This window comes from Saccharothrix espanaensis DSM 44229, assembly GCF_000328705.1.
In the GTDB taxonomy this organism is placed as follows: Bacteria; Actinomycetota; Actinomycetes; order Mycobacteriales; family Pseudonocardiaceae; genus Actinosynnema; species Actinosynnema espanaense.
Window position 1 is genome coordinate 4,740,878 of record NC_019673.1, and the last position, 26,790, is coordinate 4,767,667.

The following is a 26,790-nucleotide window of genomic DNA, read 5'->3' on the forward strand; positions in this document are numbered from 1 at the left end:
GCGGCCGTCAGCCCAACACCCCGGCGGGCAACGTCGAGCGCAGCCGCAGCACCGCCGGCACGGTCGCCGCGCACGCCACCGCCAGGACCGACCACAGCACGGCGTTGCCCGCGCTGAGCAGACCGGCCATCAGCACCGGCGCGGCGACCTGCGCGACACCCCACGACAACTGGAACAGCCCGCTCGCCCGGCCCGCCAGGTGCGGTGGGGCCGCTGCGGCGGCCGCGGCCGTGGCGGTCGGTGCGAAGACCGCCTCCGCCACCGACACCAGGACGCTGAACCCGAGGATGACGACCACCGCCGCCGGGGCCGGCAGCGCGGTCAGCGGGGCCAGCGCGGCGAACGACACCGCGAACAGCACCCCGCCGAACACCAACGCCCTAGCGCGGCTCCACCGGGCGACGAACGCCGTGATCGGCCGTTGCCCCACCACGATCACCACCGTGCCGACCACGACCGCGGCTCCCGGGATCCACTGTGGACCGTGCAGCACGTCGAACACGACCAGCGGCAGCACCGTGAACTTGGCGACGCTCGCCAGCGCGAACAGCACGTGCGTCGCGCAGAACGCCACGTACGGGCGCTCCCGCGCCAACTCCCGCCACCCCGCCTTCACCGGCACGGTCGAACTCGGTGGCCCGATGACGTTCGGCAACCCGAGCAGCAGCAGGGCCGCGACGGCGAAGCTGGCGGCGTTCGCCCACGCCAGCACGTCGTACAGGGCGGCACCCGCGACGCCGGGCAGCACCGCCGCGCAGGCCGCGCCGATCCCCGCTCCGGCGAACCGCGCGACGGTCTGCGTGCCCAGCACCTTCTCCACGTCACGGCCGTTGGTCAGGGCGGTCACCATCGGGGCGTTGGCGGTCCAGAACAGCCGGTCGCCGACGCTGACGGCGGCCGCGAGCACGACCACCTGCCACCCGCCGGACACGAAGGGGTAGCACAGGAAGCAGCCGAACCGGAGCACGTTGCCCGCCACCAGCACCCGCGCGAACCCCAGCCGGTCGGCCGCCGCGCCGACGAACGGCACCGACGCCAACCCGGCGAACCCGCCCGCCGTGAGCGCCGCGCCCGCCTCGACCAGCCCCAGGCCGCGCCCGTGCACGAGGAACAGCAGGGCGAAGGGCACCCACAGCCCGCTGCCGACGGCGTCGATCACCGTCGAGGCGACGAACCTCCGCCGCGCCCCACGCGCGATCACGTCCTCCGGAGCGGCAAAGGACATGGCGAGGGGAAGCCCTTCCGATCGGCCGGTGACCGGGCCGGCGCGCCCGGACGGGAGGACCGCTGAATGATCCGGGGCTCGCGTGGGCGCGCACAACCGCATTTCCGTTCCGCCGGTCAGGCGGTCGCGCCGGTCACCGGGCCGGTGGGCCGGTGGGAAGGACGTGCTGGAGTACTGGATCCCGGCCGAGGACCTGGATGAGTTCGACGCCCACATCGTCGGGCCGATCGTGTGCGAGGCCGAGTACACCGGCTGAGCCTCGGTCCGCCCGGTGTGGGCGGACCAGCGCGTCGGCTACGCGTCGCGGCCGGACAGCAGGCCGTTGAGGCGGCCGTAGTCGATCTCGCCGCCGACCGTGTAGGTGCCCTCGGTGAGCAGCTCGACGGCCGAGCGGTGCGCCGCGGAGTACGCGGCCGCGGCGAGGCCCTGGCCGACGCTGACCCGGGCCACGCCCAGCGACGCCAGCTCCGCGACGGTCGGCGACCCCCCGCCCGCCAGGACGTTGAGCGGCGCGTCGAGGTTCTTGGCCAGCTCCGCGATCGTCTCCGGGTCGGCGACACCCGGCACGAACACGCCGTTCGCGCCCGCCGCCAGGTACGCCTCCGCGCGGCGCAGGGTGTCCGCGACCGACGCGTCGCCGAAGAAGTACACGTCGACGCGGGCGTTGACGAACAGGTCGACGCCCGCGTCCCGCGCGGCCCGGCGGATCGTCGCGATCCGCTCCGCGTGGACCTCGGCGTCCAGCAGGCGGGCGTCCGCGCTGTCCTCGATGTTGATCCCGACCACACCGGTCGCCAGTACCCGCGCGACGGTCTCCGCCAGGTCCTCGCCGTAGCCGCCCTCGATGTCGGCGGTGACCGGGACGTCGACCGCGGCGGTGATCCGGGACAGCGCGGCCAGCGCGGTGGCCCGGTCCAGCCGGCCGCCGTCCGGCTTGCCCAGGCTCCACGAGAGGCCGGCGCTGGTGGTGGCGACCGCGCGGGCCCCCGCGTCCTCGACCAGCCGCGCCGACGCGGCGTCCCACGCGTTCGGCAGGACCAGGACGGGGCCGGTGTGCAGCGCGTGGAAGGCCGTGGCGTTGTCCTGCTGGGACATCAGATTCGCTCCGGTGGTGGTTCGGGGTGTGGCTGTCGCGCACCAGCCTGGCGGATCCGGCGGCGGGCCGTCTGGCCGGATTCGGACATCACCGTCGGCGGTGTCGGTGATCCGGCCGGCGGCGGACCGGGCGATCGGCTAGACCTGGGTGGTGACAACGTATTCGGCGGTGGTGACGACCGGGATCTACTGCCGGCCCGGCTGCGGCGCGGCACCGAGGGCGGAGAACGTCCGCACGTTCGCGCTGCCGGCGGCGGCCGAGGCGGCGGGCTTCCGGGCGTGCCTGCGCTGCCGGCCCTACCGGGTGGCCGGTCCGATCGCGGCGGACGCGCCCGCGCTGGTCTGCCGGGCGGTGCAGCAGATCATCGCCGGCGCGCTGGACACCGGGTCGGAGGCGGAGCTGGCGGGCCGGCTGGCGTTGTCGGCCCGGCACCTGCGGCGGTTGTTCCACGACCACCTCGGGACGACCCCGGACCAGTTCGCCCGGTCGCGGCGCGCGCACTTCGCCCGGCGGCTGCTGGACGACTCGGACCTGACCGTCACCGACATCGCGTTCTCGTCCGGGTTCGGCAGCCTGCGCCAGTTCAACCGGACGATGGCCGAGGTGTTCCGGGCGTCGCCGTCGCAACTGCGGCACCGGCGGCGCAAGACCGACCGGCTCGCGGCGGACGGCGGGCTGACCGTGCGGCTGCCGTTCCCGGCCCCCTACGACTGGGACGCCATGGCGGCGTTGCTGGCCGCGCGCGCCGTGCCAGGGGTGGAGTCCGTGCGGGACGGCGTGTACCGGCGGACGGTCGTCCTCGACGGCGATCCGGGGGTGCTGGAGGTGCGGGCGGGCGGTGAGGACCATTTGTTGCTGCGGGCGCACCTGCCGTACTGGGAGGGCGTGATCCACGTCGTGGAGCGGGTCTCGCGGATGGTCGGGGCCGACACCGACGTGGCACCGGCGGTCGAGGCGCTGTCCGCCGACCCGGTGCTCGGGCCGCTGGTGGCGGCCCGCCCCGGAGTGCGGGTGCCGGGCGCGTGGGGGCCGTTCGAACTGGCGGTCGCGATGGTCGCGCCGGACGCCGTGGGCCGGATCGTGCGGCGGTACGGGCAGCCGGTGGCCGGACTCGGGTACGGGCTGACCCACCTGTTCCGGGCCGCCGAAGTGCTCGCCGGCGGCGATGCGCTCTCTGACGGCGACGTGCCCGCCGTGGTGCGGGAGCTGGCCGGGCGGGTGGAGTCGGGTGAACTGCTGCTCGACGGGCAGGACGACCTGTCCACCGTGCCTGGCGTGACCCCCGACCAGGCGGCGTGGATCGCGCTGCGGCTGGGCGACCGCGACGCGCTGCCCGCCGGCGCCCTGCGCCGAGCCGGTCCCCGCGTGGACGCGCGCTCGGCGCAGGACTGGCGACCGTGGCGGGCACTCGCCGCCGTCCACCTGATCGCCGCCGGACAGCCCCAGCCGGTCCGGGCCGGACCCGCCGGTCGGGCTAGCGACCGAGGACGCGGGGGTCGGCGTGCAGGCGTTCGGCGAGCTTGACGGTGATGAACTCGTTGTCGTCCGCCTTCCCCGCGACCCGGCTGGCGGAGAACGGGAAGTTGTTGTCGTTCAGCACGGCCAACGTCTGGTCGTCGAGCACCAGCACGCTCTCGACGGTCGGGAACGGGAAGCGGAACGGGCTGCCGAAACCGGCCAGGTGGCGCGGGTTGGCCAGGTTGAGCAGGTCGGCGACGAGCGTCTTGTCGAGCTTGCCGTCGCGGTCCCGGTCGCGCTTGTCGGCCAGGTAGACCTTCTTCACCTTCGCGTCGACGCCCGCGTTCGCGTCCCGCTCGATCACCAGCAGGCGGTTGCGGTCCACCGCGACGGCCTCGCCGATGGCGTGCTCGGTCGAGTCCATCGCGTACGCCCACCGGGTGTCGGTGAACCGGCCCGCGGCCAGGTCGAACTCGTACAGGCGCAGCGTGCCCGGCTCGTCACCGGCGACCGTGCCCTCCAGCAGGGCGTTGAGGGTGCGGCGGTCGGGCGAGAGCGCGAGACCCTCGAAACCCTTGCTACCGCCGATGTTCGGGGCGCCCGCCGGGTTGCCGGGCGCGAACACGCCGGGCGTCGGCACCGGCGGCGAGAGCAACCGGCCGGCGCGGTCGAAGTGCAGCAGGTACGGGCCGAACTCGTCGCCGGTCCAGAACGAGCCGTCGGCGAGCCGGACCATCGACTCCACGTCGAAGTCCGCGCCGGTGAGCACCCGGTCGAGGCGGGTCAGCGGGAACGGGACGTGGCCGTTCGGGTCGGTGAGGGTGACGCCGCCGACCACGTCGACCCGGCCGGTGCCGAAGTCCGGCCTGATGCGGTGCACCCGCAGGGCGAAGTCGGCGCTGTTGGCCTTGCTGCCGTAGCCGTTGTCCGACAGCACGTCGTAGCTGCCGTCGCCGTTGCGCAGCACGGCGCTGAAGCCCTGCACGGGCTGGTCGGCGAACGGCGGCGTGATCCCGTTGACCGGGGCGGTGCCCAACGCGGCACCGGACGGTTCACTGGCGGGCAGGTAGGTTTCGGCGGGCAGGGACGCGAAGCGGGTCAGCGTCGCCGGCCCGAAATCGCCCCGGCGGTCGGTCGGCGAGGCTTCGCCGGGCACCGCCACCGCGACCAGTGCGAGCACGGACAGTCCGACGACGAGAGGTCTCCTCATGGGTGTTCCGATCTCCCCGTGGCGCGGCCCTGCGGCACGCGCGGCGGGACGGAACGCTAGGCGGGCGAGGTGAACGCGGAGTGGACGCGGCCCGCGCGCGCCCGAACGAAGGCCACGCCCGGTATCCCGGTTGACCGGCACCGGACACTGGGCGTTGTGCGAGGTGGCGGACCGGTCCGGCACCTCGCGACGCCACCGCCGGCGCTGCGCCGGTGGTCGTCGTCGGGCCAGGGGGAGTCTTGTCAGGGGGAGTCTTGTCAGGGGAAGCCTTGTCGGAGAACGTCACCTTCACCAACGCCGGGGTGGTGCTGGCCGGTTCGCTAAGCCTGCCCGAGGGCGGCGCGCCGGTGCCGGGCGTGGTCATGGTCGGCGGGTCGGGGCCGTCCGACCGGGACAACGACACGCACTTCCCGCCCATCCGACGCCACCTGGTCGACGCCGGGATCGCCGTGCTGTCCTACGACAAGCGCGGCGTCGGCGGGTCGTCCGGCGACTGGCTCGACGCGACGATCGACGACCTGGCCTCCGACGCGGCCGCCGCGCTGGACTTCCTGCGCGCGCGGCCGGAAGTGCGCGGCGAGGCCGCCGGGCTGTTCGGGCACAGCGAAGGCGGCTGGGTCGTCCTGCGCGCCACCGCGCTGCGCGACGACGTGCCGTGGGTGGTCACCAACGGCGGACCCGGCACGACACCGGCCGTCCAGGACCGCTACGACCTGGCCAACGCCCTGCGGCGGACCGAGGGGATCACCGACGACGAGGTGGACGCCGCGCTGGCCGGCTACGACCGGGTCGTCGAGGCCGGGCGACGTGACGCCGACTTCGCCGAGGCGGCCCGGATCGCCCAGTCCCCGCCCACGGCGTTCTCCGAGCACGCCGCCGAGGTGGACGAGCGCCTCTGGCGGTTCCTCAAGCGCAAGCAGGACCACGACCCGATCCCGGACGCGCTGCTGCTGCGCTGCCCGCACCTGGTGATCTTCGGAGCGGCCGACCACGTGGTCCCGGTCGCCGACAGCGTCCACCTGTTCACCACCGCCGCCTGCGACCCCCGGCGCGACCCCCGGGCGACGCTGACCGTCGAGGTGTTCCCCGGTGCCGACCACCGCGTCCAGACCGACGGCGGCACCCGCCTGGCCCCCGGCTACCTCGGTGCCCTGACCCGCTGGATCACCGCTCGTACCGACGAGCAGGCCGCTTGAACCCGTGAGCTGCCGCGTCACTCGCCCTGGTCGCGCAGGTAGCGGGTGTGGTCGGCCTGCTGGTTCACGTCGCCCGCGTAGAACCGCTCGGCCAGCTGGTGGGCCTGCCGCTCCAGCAGGCCGAGCTGGGTGACCAGCTCCTCCCCCGCGCTCGGCTCGCCGCCGGTCCGCCGCTTCACCGCGAACCACCACGGCAGGTTCAGGTAGGTCTGCACCGACAGCGGCAGGTCGGTGCGCGCCAACCGCACCAGCGTGTGCCGCAGGTCCGGGTTGGCGGCCAGCCGCGCGGGCCGGGACAGCATGTCGCCCAGCACGTCGGCGATCCGGCGCACCGCGTCCACGGTGGACTCGGGCATCCGGGACGCCTGCCCGGCCACCTCACCCACCAGGGTGGCCAGCCCCTCCCGGACCTGCCCGGCCTCGGTCGCCGCGTCGACCGGCACCAGCCGGACCTTCTCCGGCGGCGCGACCAGCGCGCCCGCCGCGTACAGGGCGGCCACGACCAGCGGCCACCACGGGCCGACCACGCCGGTCAGGTGCAGGACGACGCCGACCAGCCCGCCGACGCAGCCGACGAGGTTCTTGGTCGAGCCCAGGTAGCGCGTCATTGGTACCCGCGGATCTCCTGGAACACCTCGGACAGCTCGGCCTTGCGGGCGTCGAAGACCTTGCCGCCGGTCATCGTCGCCACCTGCGACAGCTCGTCGCTGCTGCCCTCGCCGAACAGCACGGTGAACACCGGCACCGACCGCACCGCATCCGGCACGTCGGGGAAGTTCCGCCGGAACGCGGCGAAGTCCGAGCCGTTGGCGTTCTCGCCGTCGGTCATCAGCACGATCGAGTTGAACCGGTCCGGGTCGGCCGCGACCACCGGCTCCAGCACCTGGTAGGCCCGCGACAGGCTGTCGTAGATCGCGGTGCCGCCGTTGGCGTCCAGCGACTGCGCGAAGTCCTTGATCTCGGCGAGGGTGACCTCCGGGTGCTGCTCGGGCACGGTGAACACGCGCGGTGGCAGCGGCGCGGTGCTGAACGGCAGGATGGTCACCTCCTCCCGGTTGCGGAAGCCGCGGAACCGGCCGGTCAGCGTGCCGTCCGCGCCGGTCAGGCCGACCAGGGCGGAGCGCAGCGCGTCGATCCGGTCGCCTTCCATCGAGCCCGACGTGTCCACCACGTACAGCGTGCGCGAGGGCCGCCGGATCTTGTTGAAGTAGGCCGACAGCAGCGCTTCCACCGCGTCCTGGGTGGCCGGGAAGGGCAGCTCCACCAGGTCCTTGCGGGCGAACTGGCTGCCGAGTCCGACGCCCGGCACGACCGGGCGGCGCTGGGTGGTCTCCATGATCCGGCGCTGCGCGTCGGGCGTGCGCAGGTGGTCGGAGAGCTTCTGGTGGGCCTGCCGCGCGTCGTCGTTCGCGGCGGTCAGCAGGGTGAGCGGGTAGTCGGCGGTGATCACGCCGTCGCTCGGGTAGACCAGGGTGAGCGGCTCGGGGAGGTTCCCGGCGTTGTTCATCGACAGCAGCACCGACTCGTAGTTGATCAGGCCGTCGATCTTCTGTCCGGCGTCCTGGCCCGCCGCCCGGCGCTGGTAGGCCTCCGACAGCCAGCCCGACGAGCCCGCCGAGAGGGCTTGGGCGCTGAAGAACTCGGTCAGCTTCGGTGTCACCGCGGCGATCTGCGCCGCGTCCACCGCGTTGCCCGCGCCCGCGAGCGCCGACGCCACCCCGACCAGCGCGGAGAACCCGGAGTTCGACGCCGACGGGTCGGTCATGCCGTAGCTGAACGCCTTGCGCCCGGCCTCGGCGGCGATCTCGCCCCAGCCGACCTGCCGGTCGGCCCACCCCAGGCGCTGCGCGGCGGAGGTGGCCAGGCCCAGCACGACCGGCGAGTTCATGATCTTGACCTGGTTGCCCAGCCGCTTGGCGGCGTCCGGGATGCCCGACAGGTACCGGTTGGAGGAGAACCACACCGCGTCGTACTTGCCGTCCACCGAGCCGTTCGCGAGCTGCTCCGCGCCCTCCAGCGTGCCCGCGAAGCTGAACTTCACCGTCACCCCGGTCGCCTTGGCGGCCTCCTCCAGCACCGGCTGGAGGTCGGCCAGCTCGCTGCCCGCGAGCACCCGCAGCACGCCCGGCTCGGGCGGACCGGCCGGCTGCGCCGGGTCCGCGTCGTCGGAGCACCCGGCCAGCAGCAGCGCCGCCAGCCCGAGCGCGAGAGCTTTTCTCATCGGTCCCCCTCGGCGGTGGTCGCGTCGTGCGACCGGCGCAGGTGTTCTTCGGCGCGGCGGATCTCGCCGGACAGCGACTCGACGGTGGCCGACATGGTGCGCACGGCGTCGGCCCGGAAGCCGTCGACGGCGTCGATCGCGGCGTAGATCCGCTCGAACGACGCCCGGATCGTCACCACGGCCACCGCCGGGTCCGCGCTCGCCCGGCGGATCTCGGCGCTCTGCAGGTCGAGCAGCTCGGAGTTGGCCCGGATCAGGCCGTCGGTGGTGGCCTGGAGCGCGGCGACCTCGTCCAGCACGTCGCGCTGGCTGGCCAGCGCGCCGCTGACCAGCAGCGCGACCCGCAGCGCGGCGACCGTCGTGGACACCGCCCGTTCCACGCCCCGGATCAGCTCGTCGTTGTTGCGGCGCACCAGGTCCAGCGCCAGGTAGCCCTGCGCGCTGACGGCGAGCTGGGTCAGCAGGTCCTGGTGGCGCTGCCGGATCGGGTACTGCGCGTCGGCGCGCAACGCCCGCGCCCGCAGCGGGTCGGTCAGGTCGAACACGCCTGCCTGGCGGTCCACCGCGCCGTCGACGGCTTCGGCGAACGCGGCGGCCTCGGTGAGCCGGCCCATCGTGCGCCACAGCCGCTCCCGCTCGCCCTTGATGGCGGCGTTGTCCCGGCGCAGCACGTCTTGGCGCTGCCGCAGGTCCACGACGAGCGCGTTCACCGGCTCGTTCGCGGCGCGGTAGCGGTCGAGGGCCTTCTTGGCGGCGTTGGCGGCCGGGAACATCCCGAGCAGCTTGCGGCCGGTGAGCGGCAGCTTGGCCGGGTCGAGCTCGGCGACCGTGCGGCGCAGCCCGGACAGGCTGGTGGTCACGTGCTCCTGCGGCGAGGCGGTGTCGCGCAGCGCCCGCACCGAGCGGTCCAGCATCGCGCCGGCCACGCCGGCCGCCGCCCGCATGTCGGCCTCGCCGACCGCGAGCAGCTCGTCGAGCGCCTCGGTGAACTCCGGCGACCGCACGTCGAGGCGCTGCAACCGGGTCGCGAACTCGTCGGCGCGGCGCGCGATGTCGTCACGGGCGGCCTGGTCGAGGGCGATCAGGCCCGCCGCGCGCTCGACCGGGATCGCCGCCACCGGCTCCGGCGGGGTCAGGGTGAACTCGTCCATCAGTAGCGCTTCTTCACCTCGTCGAGCAGCCGTTCCAAGGTCTCGAACGACGGCGGCTCGACGGTGTCCACCAGATCGGCCGGGGCCGACGCCCCGGCCTGCGCCACGGCCTCGGCGAACAGCTTCGGGTCGGTGGTGCGGAAGCCGTGCGACGCGGCCAGCCGGCCCAGTCCGGGGTCGGTGGACAGCAACTGCCCGACGCGGTCGCCGTTGCCCGACAACGGGACCAGCGTGTGCTTGGAGTAGACGGTCGGCGCGGGGTAGAGCATCCGCATGTCCGGCCGGATCGAGCCGTCACCGCGCACCTGGCGGCCCAGGAACTGCGACTCGTAGATCAGGGCCAGCGGGGTCTTGCCCATGCCGGCGGACAGGTAGTCCTCGAACGGGCCTTCGGTGCTGTTCTGCGTGTACCCCTGGTCCAGGAACAGCCTGGCCACGTCCGGCAGCACCTTGGCCTCCTGCTCGGGGCTGCTCACCACGGCGTTGCCGTTGGCCACGAACGACGCGATCGCCAGGTACATCGCGGCGGAGTTCGACTCGCGCGGGTCGGTCGTGGTGACCAGGACGTTCTTGCGGGCCGGGTAGGCGGTGTTGCCGGGCAGCTGGTCCCAGCGGGTGCCGGCCTTGGCCAGCTCCAGGTACCGGGGGACGTCGAGGACCTGGTAGTCGCCCGCGCCCTTGCGCACCACGCCGGCGGCGGTGAGCAGCCCGACGATCGGCTCGAACGTGGCGACGGCCATCGGCGACTGGAACGGCGTGTGGACCGCGGTCACCTTGCGGTCGCGCTGGATCTTCTGCGCGGCGGGCGAGGAGGACGGGAACGCGAACTCGTACTTGCCCAGGTCGACGGTGGTGGCGAGCTGGCGGGACCCGGCGGTGTCGACCTCGATCCTCAGGCCGTGCCGGGCGAACGCGTCGACCACCCGCTGATCGGTGAAGAACGCCTGCTTCTCCGACCCGATCACGCCCCGGACGGTGGTCAGGTCGCCGGCGGTCGCGCCGTCGTCCTCCCGGCCCCACACGATCACGGCCACGACGGCGAGAACCAACACCACCGCCAAGCCGACGGACACCTGGCGCTTCACGACGTTCACCTGCCCCCTCGTCCCCCATCCGGGTGTGATCATCCACTTCGCTCCGGTCGTTTGACGCGCCATCGGGACAGCACACCGTGAACGCTCGATGAACAACAGACGTCGATTCACTCGGCGGTGCCGATTCGGTCGCACACCGTGACTCCGATTGGCGGAACCGGTCGCCGCCCCTCCCCCGCCCCCGGCTCCCCGGCAGCGTCGACGCCGAGGAAGGGAGGCCCCGCGTCAGCCGACATGGACACCGACGCCGTGCAGCGGATCGTTCACGCCGGTCAAGGTCGAACCCGCCGACATCCGCCACGCCTGGCGCGACGACGCAGGCACGACCTTCGCCACGCGCGTCACCGAGAGTCCCAGCAGACCGAGGTCGCCCGGGTCAGTGCCTTGCAGCTACAGCGCTTCGCCGACGTCGTCGCCATGTACGGGCGCAAGCGGATCACCGACGCTGCCGGATCCGCGACCTGCCGGCGGAGGACGGGAACCCATTCTCCGCCCTGGCGGACCAGACCCAGGCCGTCCACGACTGGTACCACCTGGTCAAGACCGAGGGGCCGAGATCCGGCTCGACGCGTGATCCAACATCTACTACGGCTACGTCGGCACCCGGGCCGGCTTCGACTCGGCCACCCTGCACGCCGGGGCCGACCTCGCCGACGAGTGGTCGGTCCAACTGGGCATCGACCTGGCCCACCACCGCCGAGAACTACGACGACCTGGTCGCGACGGGCATCATCCGGCCGCTCTGACCCGGCCCGGCAGCGTGGGCGGCCGTCGGGTTACCCGCACGGGTGGCACCGGCGGCGGGCGTGGTTGGGGTGGACGTCGGTGGGTACTGACAAGACCATGAGCGACTCCCTTCGCGCGCTGGCCCTGGTGTGCAGCCTCAAGCCCTCGCCCGCCAAGTCCAGCAGCCAACTCCTCGCCCAGCAGGTCCTCGACGAACTGGCCACCCACGACGTGGCGGGCGAGATCGTGCGGGTGGTGGACCACGACGTCAAACCCAGCGTCGAGACGGACGCGGGCGACGGCGACGAGTGGCCCGACCTGCGTGAACGGGTGCTGAAGGCGGACATCCTGATCATCGCCACCCCGACCTGGATGGGCCACATGTCCAGCATCGCGCAGCGCGTCCTCGAACGGCTCGACGCCGAGCTGTCCGAACAGGACGAGCAGGGCCGCCCGCACCTGTTCGACAAGGTCGCGGTGGCCGCCGTGGTCGGCAACGAGGACGGAGCCCACAAGATCATCGCCGACCTGTTCCAAGCCCTCAACGACGTCGGCTACACCGTGCCGGCGCAGGGCGGCACCTACTGGAACGGCGAGGCGATGGGCTCGGTCGACTACCAGGACCTCGACTCGACCCCCGAAGCGGTCGCCTCCACCACCAAGACCCTGGCCTTCAACGCGGCCCACCTGGCCCGCCTGCTGCGCGCCAACCAGTACCCCGCCTCCTCCTGACCGGTCTCAGGTCTGCCTGGTGGCCGGTCGAACCGCGGATGACGGACCCGAGACGGCGGGTTGGGCCCCGATGTCTGGGCGGGTTCGTGCCCGCCCGGACCGCACCAATGCACTAGGCACGCTCACGACGGCGGTAGGTCCACCAAGCGCTGAGCAGCGACGCCGCGGTGATCACGGCACCCACGGCCACGACGTTCACCGCGGCCGTCGCCGAGCGCGGCCACGTCTCGTAGCCCAGGGTGACCGGCGCGAACAGCAGCCAGATGCCGACCGCCGCGGTCACCAGGCTCAGCCAGGCCAGGTAGCGCGGTGCGACCATCCGGACCAGGGCCAGGACCGCGACGGTGGCCCCCAGCACGATGTCGTGCCAGTAGCCGACGAACCCCCTGGCCTCCGGCGCGTAGTCCAGGGCGACGGGGGCGATGGCCAGCCACGCGCCCGCCACGAACACGACTCCGCTGCACAGGCTGTCGGCGGTGGGCGACTTCGGGTCGTCCAGCAGAGTCTTGCCTTGGGGGTGGGCGATCGGCTGGTGCCCGGCCGCGCTGATCGGTGTCGGGTCGGGCGCGTTGGCGTCCCGCTCCATCGGCAGGCCCCGCCCCGGTGTCAGATCCGTCATCACTCCTCCTCCGTGCGCAGGTCCCCCCGGGGTTTCCCGCCCGGTACGGCCCTGAACCGCACGCCGACGCCCGTCCGGCGGACACGCGCCGAGGCCGAGCCGTCGTGCCTGCCGGGTGCGTGCGCGCGGTGTGAAGCGCCGCCTCTCGGGGTAGCCGGGACCATGAGCGGCGTTCAAGACGAGTTGTTGCGCACGTTGGTCAAGGTGGCCAAAGCACTGCGCGACCAAGAGATCCCGTTCGCGTTGACGGGCGGATGCGCGGTCTACGCGAGAGGCGGTCCGGCGACCGAGCACGACGTCGACATCCTGGTGCGCGAAGAAGACGCCAAACCCGCGGTGAGCGCGTTGGTGGCGGCCGGGATGCGGGCCGCCGACGCGCCCGAGGACTGGCTGCTCAAGGTCTACGACGGCGATTCGTTGGTGGACCTGCTGTTCCGCCCCAACGAACTGGCCGTCACCGACGCCACGCTGGCCCGCGCGGAAGAACTCCCGGTCAGCTCCGCGACGCTGCCGGTGATGCCCGCGACCGACGTGATGATCAGCAAGCTCCTCGTGCTCGACGGGCACCGGTGCGACTTCAGCGAACTGCTGCCCTTCGCCCGTGCGCTGCGCGAGCAGATCGACTGGCCGCGCGTGATCGAGGCGACCGAGCACTCCCCTTACGCCGCGGCGTTCCTCGTGCTGACCGAACGACTCGACCTCAGGAGCACGCCATGACCGCCGAGCAGTACCTGTCCGCCCGACTCCGCCGGGCGTTGGCCGAAGACCCCCGGACCACGGAGCTGGGCGTGCGGGTGACCGTGCGCGGCGACAACGTGCTGCTGTCCGGTGACGTGGCCTGCGCCGAGCGGCGCGCGGAGCTGGAGGCGGTGATCCGCGAGGTGGCACCGGAGCTGACGGTGCTGGACGACGTCCGGGTGGTGCCGGCGGGCGAGCCCGAGGGCCGGGAGGAGCTGCGATGATCCGGGTCGGAGCGGTCGGGGACGTGCACCTCGGCGAGGATTCACGCGGTCTGCTGCGGCCGGCGCTGGAGAAGATCGGCGAGCACGCCGACGTGCTGCTGCTGGCGGGTGACCTGACCCGGCACGGCACGGTCGCCGAGGCGCGGGTGGTGGCCGACGAGTTCGGCGGGCTGCCGGTGCCCGTCGTCGCGGTGCTGGGCAACCACGACCACCACGACGACCACCCGGCCGAGCTCACCGAGGTGCTGCGGGACGCGGGGCTGGTGGTGCTGGAGGGCGAGACCGCGACCTTCGACGTCGACGGGCACACGGTGGGCGTCGCGGGCGTGAAGGGGTTCGGCGGCGGGTTCGCGGGCAAGTGCGGCAGCGCGTTCGGCGAACCGGAGATGAAGGCGTTCATCAACCACACCGCGGGGATCGCCGAACGCCTGGAGAGCGCGCTGGGCAGCCTCGACACCGACGTGAAGGTCGCGCTGACCCACTACTCCCCCGTGCCGGACACCCTGCGCGGCGAGCCGCCCGAGATCTACCCGTTCCTCGGGTCCTACCTGCTCGGCGAGGCGATCGACGCGACCGGCACCGACCTGGCCGTGCACGGTCACGCGCACTTCGGCGTCGAGCACGGCATGACCCCGGCCGGCGTGCGCGTGCGCAACGTCGCCCAGCCGATCATCCGCTCCGCGTACACCGTCTACTGCATCGAACCCGCGGCCGTCGCGAAAGTCTGACGGCGCGAGGGACTACGCGTCCGCGTCCGGCTTCTCCAGGACGCGGACCGTGGTCACCTCGACCAGCCCCGAGACGGTCATGACGGGCTCCAGCAGCGGTGTGGCGACCAGTTCGATGCGGTCGGCGTGGGCGAACAGGACGCTCAAGCCCGCGCTGTCGAGGTACTCCACCCCGGTCAGGTCGACCACCAGCCGGCCCGGGGTGTCGTCGAGGGCGGCGGTGAGGGCCGTGGTGTTGCTCATGTCGATCTCGCCCACGACCTTCAGGTACGCGGTCCCGTCCGGGCGGCGGCCGGGGGTGAGGATGAGCGGTGTCGTCATCGGGGGATCCTCAGGTGCATGTCGACGGTGGTGCCCGCCGGGCCGGGGGTGACGGTGACCTGCTCCATCATCGCCCGCATCACCGCGACGCCGCGACCGCGGTGCGCGTTGAGCTCCGGCTCGGGGGTCTTCCAGCGGCCGGCGTCGGCCACCTTCAGGTAGAGGTCGCCGACCAGCGCCTCCGCCCGCAGCCGGACGGCCTCGCCGGGCGCGCCCCGGTAGCCGTGCTCGATGGCGTTGGCGCACGCCTCGCCGGCGGCGACCAGGACGCTCTGCACGGTCTGCGGGGGCAGGCCGCACTTGGTCAGCCAGGAGCGCAGCGTCTGGCGGACCGGCGCGAGCTGCCCGGACTCGGCGGCGAAGGTCAGGTCGAGCGGCACCGGGTGGCGGTAGAGCAGCAGGGCGACGTCGTCGTCGTAGCCGCCGTCCGGTGCCAGCCGGGCCATCACCTGGCTCGCCAGGTCGTCCAGGGCGGCCTCGCGGCCCTGCTGGACGGCCTCGCCGGCCTCGTCGATGCCGACCGTCAGCGGCCGGCGGCGGCGCTCCACCAGGCCGTCGGTGTACATCAGCAGGGTCGCCCGGGGCGGCACCGTGCACTCGGCCTCCGGCCGCGGCGCCCCCGGCCGCACGGCCAGCGGGACCGACCGCCCCTGGTCGAGCAGGCCGGTGGCACCGTCCGGGTGGGCGAGGATGGCGGGCGGGTGGCCGGCGCTGGAGTAGGTCAGCAGCCCCGTCTCCGGGTTCAGCACGCCGCAGAACACCGTCGTGCACATCGCGCCGGGCAGGCTCGCCGCGAAGTGGTCCAGCGCCATCAGCGTGCGGGCCGGGCCGACCTCCTGCAACAGCAGCGCCCGGCAGGCGCTGCGCAGCTGACCCATGACGGCGGCGGCTTTCAGGCCCCGGCCGACGCAGTCGCCGACGACGATCCCGATCCGGCCCTCCGACAGCGCCACCGTGTCGTACCAGTCGCCGCCGATCTCCAGCGGACGGGCGGCGGGCTCGTACCGGACCGCGAAGCCCTCGGGCAGGCTGGACGGGCCGAGGATCGCGCGCTGCAGCGCCAGGGCGGTCTCGCGCTGCTGGTCGATCTGGTGGGCGCGGGTCAGCCCTTGGGCGAGGTGCCCGGACAGCAGGGACAGCAGCAGTTCGTCCTCGGCGCTGAACGGCCGGTCCTCGTCCAGGTCCAACCGCAGCACCATGGTGCCCTCGGGGTGCTCCAGGGTGATGCCGACGCCGGTCGCGCCGTCGGTGACCGGGCTCAGGCCGGGCCGCTCGCGCAGCGCGGTGAAGCCCTCCCGGCGGTGGTCGCTCAGGGCGTCCCAGGTCAGCTCGGGGTCGGTGGCGGTCAGCGCCGGCGCCCCCCGGTCGGTGAACACCACCGCCGCGACACCCCGGGCGCGCCACAGGTCCCGGAACTCCGCCAGGGCCCCGGCCACCGCCTCGGACAGGCTCGACGCCTCGGACAGCCGGATGCTCAACGCCGCCAGCGCGTTGTCGCGCTGGATCGCGTGGTGCTCGGCGGTGACGTCGCGGAAGGTGCCCACGACGACGGTCCGCCCGGTGTCGGGGTCCTCGGCGGGGTTGAACGTGACGCCGAGCCACAGCCGGCGACCGTCGCGGTGGTTCACCGGGATCGTGTAGCTGCCCGGCCGCCGGGCGCGCAGCCCGCTGAACGCCTCGGCGACCTGCCGGTGCCCCTCCGGGTCGGTCGCGGCGTCCGGCCACCACGGCTGCGCCGGGGCGTAGGGCAGGCCGTCCGGGCCGTAGCCCAGGATGTCGGCGAACGCCGAGTTGACCTCGATCACGGTGCCGTCCTCGTCGCAGACGAAGAACGCCTCCTGCAACGAGTCGATCAGCGCGGTGCGCCACCGCGCGTGGTGGTTGCGCAGCCGGGACAGCTCCACGTTCGCCCGGACCCTGGCCAGCAGCTCGGCCGCCGCGAACGGCTTGACCAGGTAGTCGTCGGCACCGGCCTGGAGGCCCTCGATCGACGCCTCCTGACCGGCGCGGGCGGACAGCAGCAGCACCGGCACCGCCGCCGTGCGCGGGTCGGCCCGCAGCGCCGCCACCAGGGCCAGGCCGTCCAGCCGGGGCATCATCACGTCGCTGACGACCAGGTCCGGCGGCCGGGTGCGGACCGCTTCGAGGGCTTCGACCCCGTCGGCGACGGTGCGGGCCGCGTAGCCGGCACCGGTCAGCAGGCGGGTCAGGTACTCCCGCATGTCGGCGTTGTCGTCGGCGACCAGCACCGTCGCGGGGGCCTTCGGGCCCTGCCCGGTCCCGCTCCCCGCGTGCGGCCACGCGACCTCGTCGATCACCTGGCCGGTGTCCTCCTCGGGCAGCCAGCGCAACGCCTCCCGCAGGTACGGGTCGGCCGTGGCGGACACGGCGGCGGGGGACGTGGCGGGTGCGACGGACCCGGCCGGCAGGTGGGCCGAGCCGAACCGCAGGCGGATGGTGAACCGGGTCCCCCGGCCCTGCTCGCTGTCGGCGACGATCGTGCCGCCGTGCAGGCCCACCAGCTCCTGCACCAGCGCCAGGCCGATGCCGCTGCCCTCGTTGGAGCGCGCACGGACGTTCTCGATGCGGTGGAAGCGCTCGAACAGCCGGGGCATCTCCTCGGCCGGCACGCCGATGCCGGTGTCCTCGACGGTCACCACGGCCTCGCCGCCCTCGGCGCGCACCGAGATCCCGACCGAGCCCGCGAAGGTGAACTTCAGCGCGTTGCTCAGCAGGTTGAGCACCACCTTCTCCCACATGCCCCGGTCGATGAGCACCGGCTCGGGCAGCGGCGGGCAGTCCACGACGTAGGTCAGCCCGGCCTTGTCGATCGCCGAGCGGAACACGCCGGCCAGTTCGGCGGTGGCGGCCGCCAGGTCGACCGGCTCGTAGCGCGCCTGCATCCGGCCGGCCTCGATGCGCGAGAAGTCCAGCAGGGTGTTGACCAGCTTGCCCAGCCGCAGGCCGTTGCGGCGGACCACCTCCAGCTCCTCGCTCGCCCGGACGTCGGTGTGCGCCAACCGGTCGCGCAGCTCCTCCACCGGACCCATGATCAGCGTCAGCGGGGTGCGGAACTCGTGGCTGATGTTGGAGAAGAACGCGGTCTTGGCCCGGTCCAGCTCGGCCAGCTCCTCCGCCCGCCGCTGCTGGGCCTGGTAGCTGCGGGCCGCGGCGATCCCGGCCGCCACGTGCCCGGCGACCAGCTCCACGAACCCGCGGTAGCCCTCGTCCAGGGGCCGGTAGCGGTTGAGCCCCACCACGACGAACCCGTGCGGCGCGGCACCTTGCTGCTGGAGCGGCGCGAGCAGCGCCTGGGTGGGCGGCTCGTCCCAGGCCCCGTTCGGCAGCCCGGCGAACACCGGGCCGTCCAGCGCCACCAGCGCGGACTCGCCGTGCGCCGGCGTGGCGATCGGCCACGGCCCGTCCCGGCCGTCGGCGGCCAGCGTCGCCGGGGCCGCCGGGTGGTCCGGGGCGATCCCGGTCGCGGCGGCCAGGGCGGCGGAGCCGTCGTCCTCGAACAGGTAGGTCAGGGTGAAGGGCAGGTCCCAGCCGTTGCGGTCCAACTGCCGGCCGGAGAACGCGAGGGTCTCCCGGTCGGTGCGCACCACGCTGGGGTCCGAGCCGAGGTCGCGCAGGGTCGCCATCCGCCGCTCGCCGATGACCCGGTCGGTGTCCTCGCTGACCACGCACAACATGCCCACCACGGCGCCGTCGTCGTCGCGCAGGGGGCTGTAGGAGAACGTGTGGTAGGTCTCCTCCGGGTAGCCGGAGCGCTCCAGGAACAGCAGCAGCGCCTCGTCCCAGGTCGCCTTGCCGCTGGTCAGCACGGTCTCGATGCGGGGACCGATGTCCTGCCAGATCTCCGCCCACACCTCCGTCGCGGGCCGGCCCAGCGCCCACGGGTACTTGCGGCCCAGGGTGTCGCGGCGGTACGCGGAGTTGCAGAAGAACGTCAGCTCCGGGCCCCACGCCAGCCACATCGGGAACCGCGACGACAGCAGGATGCTCACCGCCGTGCGCAGGCTCTGCGACCAGGTGCCCGGCGCGCCCAGCGGGGTCGCCGACCAGTCCACCGCGGCCAGGTCCCGGCCGACCTCGTCCTCCACCGCGAACACGTCCACCCCGCCGGCCGCCGGCGGTTCGTGCTCAGCGTCGCCGGACCGCACCACGGGGCACCCCTTCGTCCACACCGGGCCTGGCCAGGGGTCCACGCCCCGGCGCACGTGCCGCCGGGTCCCCGCCGTCGCGGCGGCCCGGTGACATGATCCTTAGAATAGGTGAGCGGTCCCGGACCCGCGCACGACGCTGCACGTGACACCGGGGCGTCGACCGGGCGCGGGAGGGGTTGGGGTCACAATGGCGGACGGGCGGCACCGCGGACCTCCTCCACCGCTCGACGGTCATCGGCCGGTCGCGGTGTACCACCCCCGGCACCCGGGAAACCCAGACCGCGGCACCGCCAGACCGGCACCAGCACCACCCATCGCACAGGAGACCCGGTGAACGATCCCGCCCTTTCCGTCGAACCCGACCGGTCCTGCGCAGGTCTCACCGTGCTGCGGGTGGGCGGCGAGCTCGACCTCGACACCACGCCCCAACTGCTCGAAGCCCTGGACGAGGTCCCGCTCGGCGCCGACGAGGGGCTCGTCGTGGAGCTGGCCCGCCTCGCGTACTGCGACTCCACCGGCATCACCGCGCTGATCACCGCCCACCAGCGCGCGCAGGCGGCCGGCGGCTCGTTCAGCCTGGCGGGCGTCACCCCCGACCTGATGCGGGTGTTCCACATCGTCGGGCTCGACCAGCTGTTCACCTTCCACCCCACCGTCGACGAGGCCGTCCAGTCCCGTCAGGCGTGACGCCGCCCCTGGCCGACGGGGTGCCGCCGGAGTCGTCCCGGGAGTACGGCCGGGACTGGCCGAGCGTCGCGCACACGATGGTCGGCTCAAGCGCTTGGACAACCTCCAGGAGTGCGTCGAGGCGGTGATCCGCGACGGCGTGCCCGGCGACCTGGTGGAGACCGGGGTGTGGCGCGGCGGCGCGTCGATCTTCATGCGCGCGGTGCGCCGAGGCGGTGCACGCCTACCGCGACGTGCACGGCATCACCGAGCCCCTGGTGGACGTCGACGGCGGCGCGGCTTGCTGGCGGCGCGGCTGACCGTTCGGGCGTTCGGCGGGGGTCCCCGGCGCGGTGGAGGTGATGGTCCCCGGCCGGGAGAGCGTCCGCGACTACCGGACGACCCCGTCGTGGAGCAGGTCGTGCGCGCACTGCCCGCCGCCGGCGGCGGGCAGTGCGCGCACGACCTCTGCGCGGAGTCCGCCGCCGCGTTCCTGGTGACGTGGGGTGTGCACGAACGGCCGCCGGGGCCCGAGCACGCGGCGGTCCGCGCGGGCATCGCCGTCATGCGGGAACGACTGGACCAACCGCTGACGCTGGCCGACGTCGCCGCCGAAGCCCACCTGAGCCCGTACCACTTCATCCGGGTCTTCCGGGCGGCTACCGGCCTGACGCCGCGCCGGTACCTCACCCGGCTGCGGATCGAACAGGCCCGGCGGCTGCTGTCCGACAACACCCTCACCGTCGGCCAGGTCGCCGAAACCGACCGGAGGTCACCGAAACTGACGGAGGTCGCCGATCCGCGGGCCGGTCAGCTCGACTCGCGGACGACGAGATCCGGCGTGAACAGGACCTGGCGGTGCTCGTGCTCGCGCGGGGCCATAGTCTCGGCCAGGACCAGGCTCGCCGCCGTGCGGCCGATCAGCTCGCGCGGCTGGTGCACCGACGTGAGCGGCACGGCGGCGGCCGCGGCGAACTCGATGTCGTCGTAGCCGACCACCGCGACGTCCTCCGGGACCCGCACACCGGCCCGCAGCAGCACCTGCAGCACGCCCAGGGCCATCAGGTCGTTGGCGCAGAACATCGCGTCCGGGCGGTGCGCGCGGGCCACCAGGTCCTGGGCGGCGAGCCGGCCCGACGCCACGGTCATCGCGGGCATCCGGACCTCTTCCAGGCACGCCGGGTCGAGGCCCGCCAGCCGCACGGCGTCCGCCGCGCCCCGGTGCCGCTGCCGGGCCTGGTGCTGCCGGGACGGGCCGTTGACCATCGCGATCCGGCGGTGCCCGCGCGCCAGCAGGTGGGCCACCGCGAGCTCGCCGCCGGCTCGGTCGTCGACGGCGACCGAGCACAGGCCCGGGTCGTCGGTCGGGTGGTCCAGCAGCACCACCGAGACGCCGCGCTCGCGCAGCCGGCGCACCGCGGCGAGGTCGGCGTCCACGGGGGTGATCAGCACGCCGTGCACCCGCTGCTCGGCCAGCAGCTCCACGTGCCGGGCCTCGCGGTGCGCGGACTCGTCGCTGTTGCACAGGATCACCGCGTGCCCGGCCTCGCTGGCGGTGTTCTCGACGCCGCGCGCCACGTCGGTGAAGAACGGGTTGCCGACGTCGAGCACCACCAGGCCGATCGCGCGGGGCGTGCCGGAGCGCAGCTGGCGGGCGGCGTCGTTGCGGACGAAGCCGAGTTCGACGATCGCGCCCAGCACCCGGTCCCGGGTCGCGGGCGCGACCACCTCCGGGCGGTTGAGGACGTTGGACACCGTGCCGACCGACACGTTCGCCCTCGACGCCACGTCCCGGATGCTCGCCGCAACCACCACCACGCCTCCTCGCCGGAACTGTGAAAACCGGGAGTGTAGCCACGGGTAGCGCTCCCAGACCGAGTTCCGCCGCACTGCTCGGCGAGGGGGAAACCCGCTGGTCACGCAACGGGGCTCCGGTCGTGCACGTGCATCCGCCCGAGACGTCCGCCGACCCGGCCGCACGCCGGGGCCGGCGACGCTTCGGCCCATCGGCGAGTGGTGCGTCCGGCCCAGACCGGACAGCACTCCACAGCCGCGACGGGACGGCGTCGTCACCGTGCGCGGCGGGGTCGTGACACAGCGCGTGGGAGAAGGCGCGACCCGGCTCACGGAAGGAGAAGGGCGGGTATTTCGGAAATGCCGGAATGCGGTGGCACCGGTCGGTGCCACCGCATTTCACCGGGGGTCGGTCAGGAAGTGGTGAGGGTGACGCCGTAGTAGTTCGCCGCGTCGACCACCGGCTGGTAGTAGGAATACGAACCGGTGGCGTTGGAGCCCTGGTTCCACCCGCAGTCGTGGCCGTCGGACGGGCCGCCCGAGGTCATGCCCTGGGCGGTGTTGCCGGAGATGTACGCGCCGCCGCTGTCACCGCCCTCGGTGCACACGGTCGAGCGGGCCAGGCCCCGGGTGGAGGTGGACTCGCCGGAGTAGCGGACGGTCTGGTTGTAGGCCGACACCTTGCCGCAGGTCCAGCCGGTGGTGTTGCCCGCCTTGCAGAGCGTCGCGCCGACCGCCGCCTTGGACATGCCCTTCACGGCGACCGTCGTGCCCTTCCGGGTGTCGACGTAGCCGCGGCCGGTGTCCTCGGGGTCGATGCTCATCAGGCCCATGTCGTAGGACGGGAACCGGGTGGCGATCCCCTTGCCGATGTGGGTGCCGTTGGCGTCCAGGATGTCCGGGTTGCCCTCGACGCAGTGACCGGCCGTGAGCAGCACCTTCGCCCCGTTGCGGGTGCCCGGGAAGCCGAGCGAGCAGTTCGTGCCGGGCACCAGGTCCATGATCCGGCCGGGCACCACGTCGGCCTGCGGGGCGAGCCGGGCGGCCCCGCGCTCGACCGCCACGCCGTCGATCCGGGACAGCGTCGCGACCAGCGCGGACGTGGCGTCGGGCTCGACGGTGACCAGGACCCGGTCGCCGACCACGTCCGGTCCCCAGGCCTGGACCTGGCCGAGGTCCGCGCCGATGGCCCGCTCGACCCGCGCGGTCAGCGCGTCCAAGGCGCGTTCGCCGCGCGCGGCCGTGCGCGGGGTGAGGCCGGCCGCGGCGACGGCGGCCGGGTCGGAGGTGTTGGCGACGAGCCGGCCGGCCCGGTCGAAGAACGCGCCGTCGATCTGCACGCCCCGCGTGCGGAGGTCGGCCAACGCCCTGGTCAGGTCGTGCTCCCGGTCGAGGCGGGCGGCGGCGTCCCGGGGCGAGGAGCCCTGGTCGGCAGCCAGGGCGGCGAGCATCGCCGGGTCGTACTCGGGTGCCGCGGCGGCGTTCGGGGTCAGCAGGGCAGCGCCGAACGCGGCGCCCACGGTCGCGAGGACGCCAATGGTGCGGATGTTCATTTTTGTCGTCTTTCATCGCAGGGTTGACGAAATTGACATGCGGAACTCAATGCGGAGGTACGCCCGAAACAACTGCGGAGTTCTCCGGGCGGCAGGTGTCCGGCGAATTCTCCGGACCGCCGTCACGCTAGCTCCCGGAAACGGCCACGCCCACCTACGAAAGTAGGCGATTGGTTCCACCGGGTGACCGCGCGCTTTCCCGCCGGCACCGGCTCCTCGCGGTGGCGTTGTGATCTCGTGTCGATGCGAACGGCCGTCGCCGGGGGTGGTCAGCCCACCGTGAACGTGCGGCTGGTGCCGGTGAACGGGCTGATCGCGCCGGTCCAGCCGCTCTTCCAGTCGCCGTGGTGCACCAGCCGGTACCGGCCCGCCGCCGTGCCGGCCGGGATGTCCCAGGTGACGGTGGCCTCCGAGTTCGCCACGCCGACGCGCTTCCACCGGTAGCGGGTGGTCCAGTCGCCGTCGTCGGCGACGCGGGTCCACCGGCCGTTCACGAGCCGCTGCACCTCCAGGAACGTGCCGTTGCGGTGCAGGTCGTTCTTGGGGTGCCCGGTCACGAACACGGCCGTCGCCGTCTCGCCGGGGCGGTAGGACGCGGCGGGTTCGGTGAGCACCTGGCCGAACCGGTGCCACAGCGCCTTGTCGTCGAACACCACGCCGGTCTGCAGGTCGAGGTCGGTGAACGGCGGCTTCCCGGGCGTCGGACCGGCCACGACCGGCGTGCCGGCCCGCAGCGCGGCCGCGAGCCGGCCGAACTCCTGCTGGTAGGCGGGGGTGGTGTTGCGACCGAACAGGGTCGAGCCGCCCTCGTACTGCTGGGCGTCGTACTCCTCGGGCGTGGTGACGTACTGGCTGTAGTCGTTGGCGTAGCCCTGGATCAGCACGTCCTGCACCGGCACGCCGAGTTCGGCGGCGACGCCGGTCCGGATCCGCAGCCCGGCCACGATGGTCACCTCGCCGGGCACCGCGACCAGGTGCAGCTGCCCCAGCTTGACGATCTGCAGCGGCAGCACGTTCGGCGTGGCCTGGACGAGACCGGTCGGCACCAGGGACGCCTTGGGGTACTGGCAGTCCTTCAGCCACTGCGGCACCTCGACGTGCAGCGGTTCCAGCAGCGCCTTGAGCGGGTTCTGCATGCCTTCGGTGAACCCGGGGATCGCCGGGCCGTCCTCGACGCTGCCCGCGATGGTGGACGCGCCGACCACCCCCGAGCACGTGGTGCCCGCGCGGCCGTCCGGGGTGTAGCGGCCGTCGACGGCGACCGAACCCATGTCCACGAACCGCATCCGGTGGTCGACGCTTCCGGTGACGGCGGTCTGCGGGCCGGTGAAGATCTGCTGCGCCTTGCGGTTCTGGCGCTCGCCGATGATCCGGGTGTTGTCCACCTCGTCCTCGGTGGGGCCGGAGCCGGGGCGCAGGTTGAGGTTCGGCGACATGTCGCCGGCGTTGGTGTTGGGGAACGCCGCCACGAACCCGGGCCGGTCGTCGAGGTAGCGCACGCCCTGGTCGTCGTGCTCCCACTGGTAGGAGGCGTACCCCTTGTTGTCCGGGCTGATCAGGGTGTTCTCGTTGGTCATCGACGTGTTGTGGGTGGCGAACCAGCTGATCGCGCCGACGTCGCGGCCGTTCTGGCGGAACTTGAGCACGGTCATCGCCGGGTCGATCGCCGCCGGGAACCGCCCCTTGTCGGGGTTGCGCTCGAACGCGACCCGCGAGCGGTTGACGCTGGCGTCGGTGAGCTCACCGCGCCCCAGCGACAGCGAGCCGGGCGCGAGGTCCTCGTGGGCGGCCACGACCGACTCGGTGATGCCGTCCACGATCGCGTCGAGGGTCTGCCGCTGCATCCCGAGGACGGACAGGTTGTAGGCGAGGTTGTGCGAGAACCCGCCGGGGCCGGCGTGCGTGTGGGTCGCGGAGAGCAGGACGTTCTCCCGCGTGTACAGGCCGCCGTACCGGGCTTGGAGCTTGGTGAGCACGGCTTCCTGCACGGCCCGGAAGATCATGGCCAGGTCGGCGTTGACGTAGGCGACCCGCTTGCCGGTGGACCGGTCGACCACGACGTAGGCGCGGGAGCGCTGGCGCTGGTGGATGCCGCTGGTCTTCTGGTCGAACTTCGAGTAGCCCATCATGCCGTTCTCGGCGGCCGCGCCGGTCACGTCGGAGATGCCCCGGCCGACCAGGTAGGGCTCGGGCCCGGCCTGCGCGGTGGGCGGTCCGGCGAGCAGGAGCGCCCCGGCCAGGCAGGCCACCACCGTCGCGACAGTCGTCCGCATGCACCGCTCCCCGAGTTACGCGAAACCGTTTCACTTTTACTGGACAGTAGGTGATCGGGGCCACAGGGGGCAAGGGCGCGGGCGGCCACATCGGGCGGCAGCGGTGCCGCGGTGATCTCCGGCGGGCCGCGCTGAGCCCCGACGAGCACGACGAGGCCCGGCAGGTGACGTCCGTTCGGTCGGCCTTCATCTACGTCACCCGACCGATGTTTCCGCGCCGCCGCGGATCCATCGTTGGTAGCACGCCTCAACGGCGCACCAGATGCCCGCACAACGTTGTGCGGGGCCTCTCCGGAAGGTGCCGCGCATGATTCTCTCCCCGCTGTGCGCGGTGTCCTGATGCCCGCCGTGTCCCCTCGGACGTACGCGCTCGCCACGGGCACGGTCGCGGCGGGCACCAGCGGGTACGTCGTGGCGGCGGTGCTCGGCGGCATCGCCGAGAGGTTCGCCGTGTCCATCGCGGTGGCCGGGCAGGTGATCACCGTGTTCGCCCTCGCCTACGCGGTGGGGTCGCCGCTGCTGGCCGTCGCGACGGCCGGTGTGGAACGCCGTGCGCTGCTCGTGACCGCTCTCCTGGTCACGGCGGTGGGCAACGCGGCTTCGGCGTGGGCACCCGATTTCGGGCTGCTGCTCGCCTTTCGGGTGGTCGCGGCGTGCGGCGCGGCGTCGACCACCCCCGCGGCGACGGCCGTCGCGGCCTCCCTGCACCCGTCGGGCACGCGGGCGCGGGCGATGGCCGTCGTCACCGGGGGCTTGACCGCCGCCACCATGCTGGGCGTCCCGGCCGGCCGGGCGGTCGCCGGGCAGGGCGGCTACCAGGGGGCGTTCCTGCTGGTGGCGGCGTTGTGCGTGGTCGCCGCGGTGGTGATCCGGGTCGCGGTCCCGGCCGTCCCGCCGGGCCCGGCGGCCGGGCTGCGCGACCGGGTGCGGGCGTTGGGCGACCCGGTGGTGCGGTGGCTGCTGGTGGTGTCGCTGTTGGCGTGCCTGGCGACGTTCGCCGTCTACGGCTACCTCGACCCGGTGCTGGACGACGCCGCCGCGCCGTGGCTGCTGCTGGCCTACGGGGTCGGCGGGGTGGTCGGCAACGTCGTGGGCGGGGTGGCGGCCGACCGGTTCGGGCCGCGCACGCCGCTGCTGGTGGCGCTGGCCGGGTCGTCGGCGGTGCTGGCGCTGCTGCCGACCGCGTTGGCGTCGCCGGTCGGGGCGGTGGCGGCGATGGCCGCGTGGGGCGCGCTGTTCTGGGCGTTCAACCCGCCGTTGATGGCGTTGCTGGTGGAGGTGTGCCCGGAGCGGGCCGGGGTGCTGCTGGCGCTCAACGCGTCGGCCATCTACTTCGGCATCGCGGGGGCGGGAGTGCTCGGTGCAGCGGTGGCGTCGGTCGCCTCCGTGTCCACCGTGCCGCTGGTCGGCGCGCTGCTCGGCGTGTGCGCGCTGCTGGTGGCGGCCGGTGTGCCGGCACCGGTGAGATGCGTGGTCGGGGTGGTCCGGCGGAGCACCTGAGCACCGCCGGACCCGCACGGTGGCCGAGTTCGACTTCGCCGCCACCGTGCCCGACCACGCTCGCAGTAAGGAGTCGGCGCACCGGACTGGCAGCCG

General features: G+C 73.4%; 21 protein-coding genes and 1 pseudogene. 9 read left to right on the forward strand and 13 right to left on the reverse strand.

Features of this window, described 5'->3' with window-relative positions:
• Positions 1-7: 7 nt before the first annotated feature.
• Complete coding sequence (locus tag BN6_RS20995) at positions 8-1,225, reverse strand: MFS transporter (RefSeq protein WP_015101731.1); 1,218 nt, start codon at positions 1,223-1,225, stop codon at positions 8-10.
• A gap of 294 nt (positions 1,226-1,519) precedes the next feature.
• Positions 1,520-2,320 (reverse strand): isocitrate lyase/PEP mutase family protein, encoded by an 801-nt coding sequence (locus BN6_RS21000; protein WP_015101733.1) that lies wholly within the window; start codon positions 2,318-2,320, stop codon positions 1,520-1,522.
• A gap of 151 nt (positions 2,321-2,471) precedes the next feature.
• On the opposite strand from BN6_RS21000, the gene BN6_RS21005 reads away from it, so the two are divergent.
• Positions 2,472-3,845, forward strand: coding sequence for an AlkA N-terminal domain-containing protein (locus BN6_RS21005; protein ID WP_148302950.1), 1,374 nt, complete (start codon positions 2,472-2,474; stop codon positions 3,843-3,845).
• On the opposite strand, the gene BN6_RS21010 is transcribed toward BN6_RS21005, so the two are convergent.
• Positions 3,796-4,989: an esterase-like activity of phytase family protein gene (locus BN6_RS21010; protein WP_015101735.1), complete on the reverse strand. Its 1,194-nt coding sequence runs from the start codon at positions 4,987-4,989 to the stop codon at positions 3,796-3,798. The genes BN6_RS21005 and BN6_RS21010 overlap by 50 nt on opposite strands.
• Positions 4,990-5,243: 254 nt before the next feature.
• Here BN6_RS21010 and BN6_RS21015 point away from each other — a divergent pair, with 254 nt between their 5' ends.
• On the forward strand, positions 5,244-6,185 hold the full coding sequence (locus tag BN6_RS21015) for an alpha/beta hydrolase family protein (protein ID WP_197540165.1): 942 nt from the start codon (positions 5,244-5,246) through the stop codon (positions 6,183-6,185).
• 17 nt (positions 6,186-6,202) lie between these two features.
• Here the strand turns inward: BN6_RS21015 and BN6_RS21020 are convergent, their stop codons facing one another.
• From BN6_RS21020 to BN6_RS21035, 4 genes are read right to left on the reverse strand one after another with little or no spacing between them, the layout of a single operon-like run.
• Complete coding sequence (locus tag BN6_RS21020; protein ID WP_015101737.1) at positions 6,203-6,793, reverse strand: hypothetical protein; 591 nt, start codon at positions 6,791-6,793, stop codon at positions 6,203-6,205.
• A complete protein-coding gene (locus tag BN6_RS21025) occupies positions 6,790-8,406 on the reverse strand; it encodes a vWA domain-containing protein (protein WP_015101738.1) in 1,617 nt (538 codons plus the stop codon). Before BN6_RS21025 ends, BN6_RS21020 begins: the two co-directional genes overlap by 4 nt.
• Positions 8,403-9,557, reverse strand: coding sequence for a toxic anion resistance protein (locus tag BN6_RS21030; RefSeq protein ID WP_015101739.1), 1,155 nt, complete (start codon positions 9,555-9,557; stop codon positions 8,403-8,405). Before BN6_RS21030 ends, BN6_RS21025 begins: the two co-directional genes overlap by 4 nt.
• Complete coding sequence (locus tag BN6_RS21035; RefSeq protein ID WP_041317567.1) at positions 9,557-10,642, reverse strand: hypothetical protein; 1,086 nt, start codon at positions 10,640-10,642, stop codon at positions 9,557-9,559. Before BN6_RS21035 ends, BN6_RS21030 begins: the two co-directional genes overlap by 1 nt.
• 852 nt (positions 10,643-11,494) lie before the next feature.
• Here BN6_RS21035 and BN6_RS21040 point away from each other — a divergent pair.
• Complete coding sequence (locus tag BN6_RS21040) at positions 11,495-12,109, forward strand: flavodoxin family protein (RefSeq protein WP_041313498.1); 615 nt, start codon at positions 11,495-11,497, stop codon at positions 12,107-12,109.
• Positions 12,110-12,221: 112 nt separating this feature from the next.
• Here BN6_RS21040 and BN6_RS42175 read toward each other — a convergent pair whose 3' ends face one another.
• Complete coding sequence (locus BN6_RS42175; protein WP_015101742.1) at positions 12,222-12,728, reverse strand: SPW repeat protein; 507 nt, start codon at positions 12,726-12,728, stop codon at positions 12,222-12,224.
• A 162-nt stretch (positions 12,729-12,890) separates the two neighbouring features.
• Between BN6_RS42175 and BN6_RS21050 the strand changes: the two genes are divergently transcribed.
• Genes BN6_RS21050 through BN6_RS21060 form a run of 3 tightly spaced genes read left to right on the forward strand, consistent with a single transcriptional unit; the run spans position 12,891 to position 14,418 of the window.
• Entirely contained in the window at positions 12,891-13,445 is a 555-nt protein-coding gene (locus tag BN6_RS21050; RefSeq protein ID WP_015101743.1) for a nucleotidyltransferase family protein, read from the forward strand.
• Positions 13,442-13,690: a BON domain-containing protein gene (locus tag BN6_RS47440; RefSeq protein WP_015101744.1), complete on the forward strand. Its 249-nt coding sequence runs from the start codon at positions 13,442-13,444 to the stop codon at positions 13,688-13,690. Before BN6_RS21050 ends, BN6_RS47440 begins: the two co-directional genes overlap by 4 nt.
• A complete protein-coding gene (locus tag BN6_RS21060) occupies positions 13,687-14,418 on the forward strand; it encodes a metallophosphoesterase family protein (RefSeq protein ID WP_015101745.1) in 732 nt (243 codons plus the stop codon). Before BN6_RS47440 ends, BN6_RS21060 begins: the two co-directional genes overlap by 4 nt.
• 12 nt (positions 14,419-14,430) lie before the next feature.
• Here the strand turns inward: BN6_RS21060 and BN6_RS21065 are convergent, their stop codons facing one another.
• Both BN6_RS21065 and BN6_RS21070 read right to left on the reverse strand, forming a co-directional pair.
• Positions 14,431-14,739, reverse strand: coding sequence for an STAS domain-containing protein (locus BN6_RS21065; protein ID WP_015101746.1), 309 nt, complete (start codon positions 14,737-14,739; stop codon positions 14,431-14,433).
• Positions 14,736-18,908, reverse strand: coding sequence for a SpoIIE family protein phosphatase (locus BN6_RS21070; protein ID WP_015101747.1), 4,173 nt, complete (start codon positions 18,906-18,908; stop codon positions 14,736-14,738). The genes BN6_RS21065 and BN6_RS21070 overlap by 4 nt, the downstream gene beginning before the upstream one ends.
• A 330-nt stretch (positions 18,909-19,238) precedes the next feature.
• Here BN6_RS21070 and BN6_RS21075 point away from each other — a divergent pair, with 330 nt between their 5' ends.
• Together BN6_RS21075 and BN6_RS48985 are read left to right on the forward strand one after the other, a co-directional pair.
• A complete protein-coding gene (locus BN6_RS21075; RefSeq protein ID WP_015101748.1) occupies positions 19,239-19,595 on the forward strand; it encodes an STAS domain-containing protein in 357 nt (118 codons plus the stop codon).
• A gap of 139 nt (positions 19,596-19,734) precedes the next feature.
• Positions 19,735-20,322, forward strand: a pseudogene (locus BN6_RS48985) (AraC family transcriptional regulator); the annotation flags it as partial.
• Between the two features lie 62 nt (positions 20,323-20,384).
• On the opposite strand, the gene BN6_RS21080 reads toward BN6_RS48985, so the two are convergent.
• The 3 genes from BN6_RS21080 to BN6_RS21090 form a co-directional block, all read right to left on the reverse strand.
• A complete protein-coding gene (locus BN6_RS21080; protein WP_041317575.1) occupies positions 20,385-21,389 on the reverse strand; it encodes a LacI family DNA-binding transcriptional regulator in 1,005 nt (334 codons plus the stop codon).
• Positions 21,390-21,781: 392 nt separating this feature from the next.
• Positions 21,782-22,921 carry a trypsin-like serine protease gene (locus BN6_RS21085; RefSeq protein ID WP_015101751.1) on the reverse strand — a complete coding sequence of 380 codons (1,140 nt, stop codon included), beginning with the start codon at positions 22,919-22,921 and terminating at the stop codon, positions 21,782-21,784.
• Positions 22,922-23,190: 269 nt separating this feature from the next.
• Positions 23,191-25,194 carry a neutral/alkaline ceramidase gene (locus BN6_RS21090; RefSeq protein WP_015101752.1) on the reverse strand — a complete coding sequence of 668 codons (2,004 nt, stop codon included), beginning with the start codon at positions 25,192-25,194 and terminating at the stop codon, positions 23,191-23,193.
• A 339-nt stretch (positions 25,195-25,533) separates the two neighbouring features.
• On the opposite strand from BN6_RS21090, the gene BN6_RS21095 reads away from it, so the two are divergent.
• Positions 25,534-26,694, forward strand: a complete 1,161-nt coding sequence (locus BN6_RS21095; protein WP_041317578.1) for an MFS transporter — start codon at positions 25,534-25,536, stop codon at positions 26,692-26,694.
• The last annotated feature ends 96 nt before the right edge of the window (positions 26,695-26,790 follow it).

What these genes read in the sequence shown, in the direction of transcription:
- BN6_RS42175 (WP_015101742.1), bottom strand. Translation starts at nt 12,728, where the DNA reads ATGACGGATCTGACACCGGGGCGGGGCCTGCCGATGGAGCGGGACGCC.
- BN6_RS47440 (WP_015101744.1), top strand. Translation starts at nt 13,442, where the DNA reads ATGACCGCCGAGCAGTACCTGTCCGCCCGACTCCGCCGGGCGTTGGCC.
- BN6_RS21040 (WP_041313498.1), top strand. Translation starts at nt 11,495, where the DNA reads ATGAGCGACTCCCTTCGCGCGCTGGCCCTGGTGTGCAGCCTCAAGCCC.
- BN6_RS21010 (WP_015101735.1), bottom strand. Translation starts at nt 4,989, where the DNA reads ATGAGGAGACCTCTCGTCGTCGGACTGTCCGTGCTCGCACTGGTCGCG.
- BN6_RS21030 (WP_015101739.1), bottom strand. Translation starts at nt 9,557, where the DNA reads ATGGACGAGTTCACCCTGACCCCGCCGGAGCCGGTGGCGGCGATCCCG.
- BN6_RS21020 (WP_015101737.1), bottom strand. Translation starts at nt 6,793, where the DNA reads ATGACGCGCTACCTGGGCTCGACCAAGAACCTCGTCGGCTGCGTCGGC.
- BN6_RS21090 (WP_015101752.1), bottom strand. Translation starts at nt 25,194, where the DNA reads ATGCGGACGACTGTCGCGACGGTGGTGGCCTGCCTGGCCGGGGCGCTC.
- BN6_RS21050 (WP_015101743.1), top strand. Translation starts at nt 12,891, where the DNA reads ATGAGCGGCGTTCAAGACGAGTTGTTGCGCACGTTGGTCAAGGTGGCC.
- BN6_RS21095 (WP_041317578.1), top strand. Translation starts at nt 25,534, where the DNA reads ATGCCCGCCGTGTCCCCTCGGACGTACGCGCTCGCCACGGGCACGGTC.
- BN6_RS21025 (WP_015101738.1), bottom strand. Translation starts at nt 8,406, where the DNA reads ATGAGAAAAGCTCTCGCGCTCGGGCTGGCGGCGCTGCTGCTGGCCGGG.
- BN6_RS20995 (WP_015101731.1), bottom strand. Translation starts at nt 1,225, where the DNA reads ATGTCCTTTGCCGCTCCGGAGGACGTGATCGCGCGTGGGGCGCGGCGG.
- BN6_RS21000 (WP_015101733.1), bottom strand. Translation starts at nt 2,320, where the DNA reads ATGTCCCAGCAGGACAACGCCACGGCCTTCCACGCGCTGCACACCGGC.
- BN6_RS21085 (WP_015101751.1), bottom strand. Translation starts at nt 22,921, where the DNA reads ATGAACATCCGCACCATTGGCGTCCTCGCGACCGTGGGCGCCGCGTTC.
- BN6_RS21060 (WP_015101745.1), top strand. Translation starts at nt 13,687, where the DNA reads ATGATCCGGGTCGGAGCGGTCGGGGACGTGCACCTCGGCGAGGATTCA.
- BN6_RS21065 (WP_015101746.1), bottom strand. Translation starts at nt 14,739, where the DNA reads ATGACGACACCGCTCATCCTCACCCCCGGCCGCCGCCCGGACGGGACC.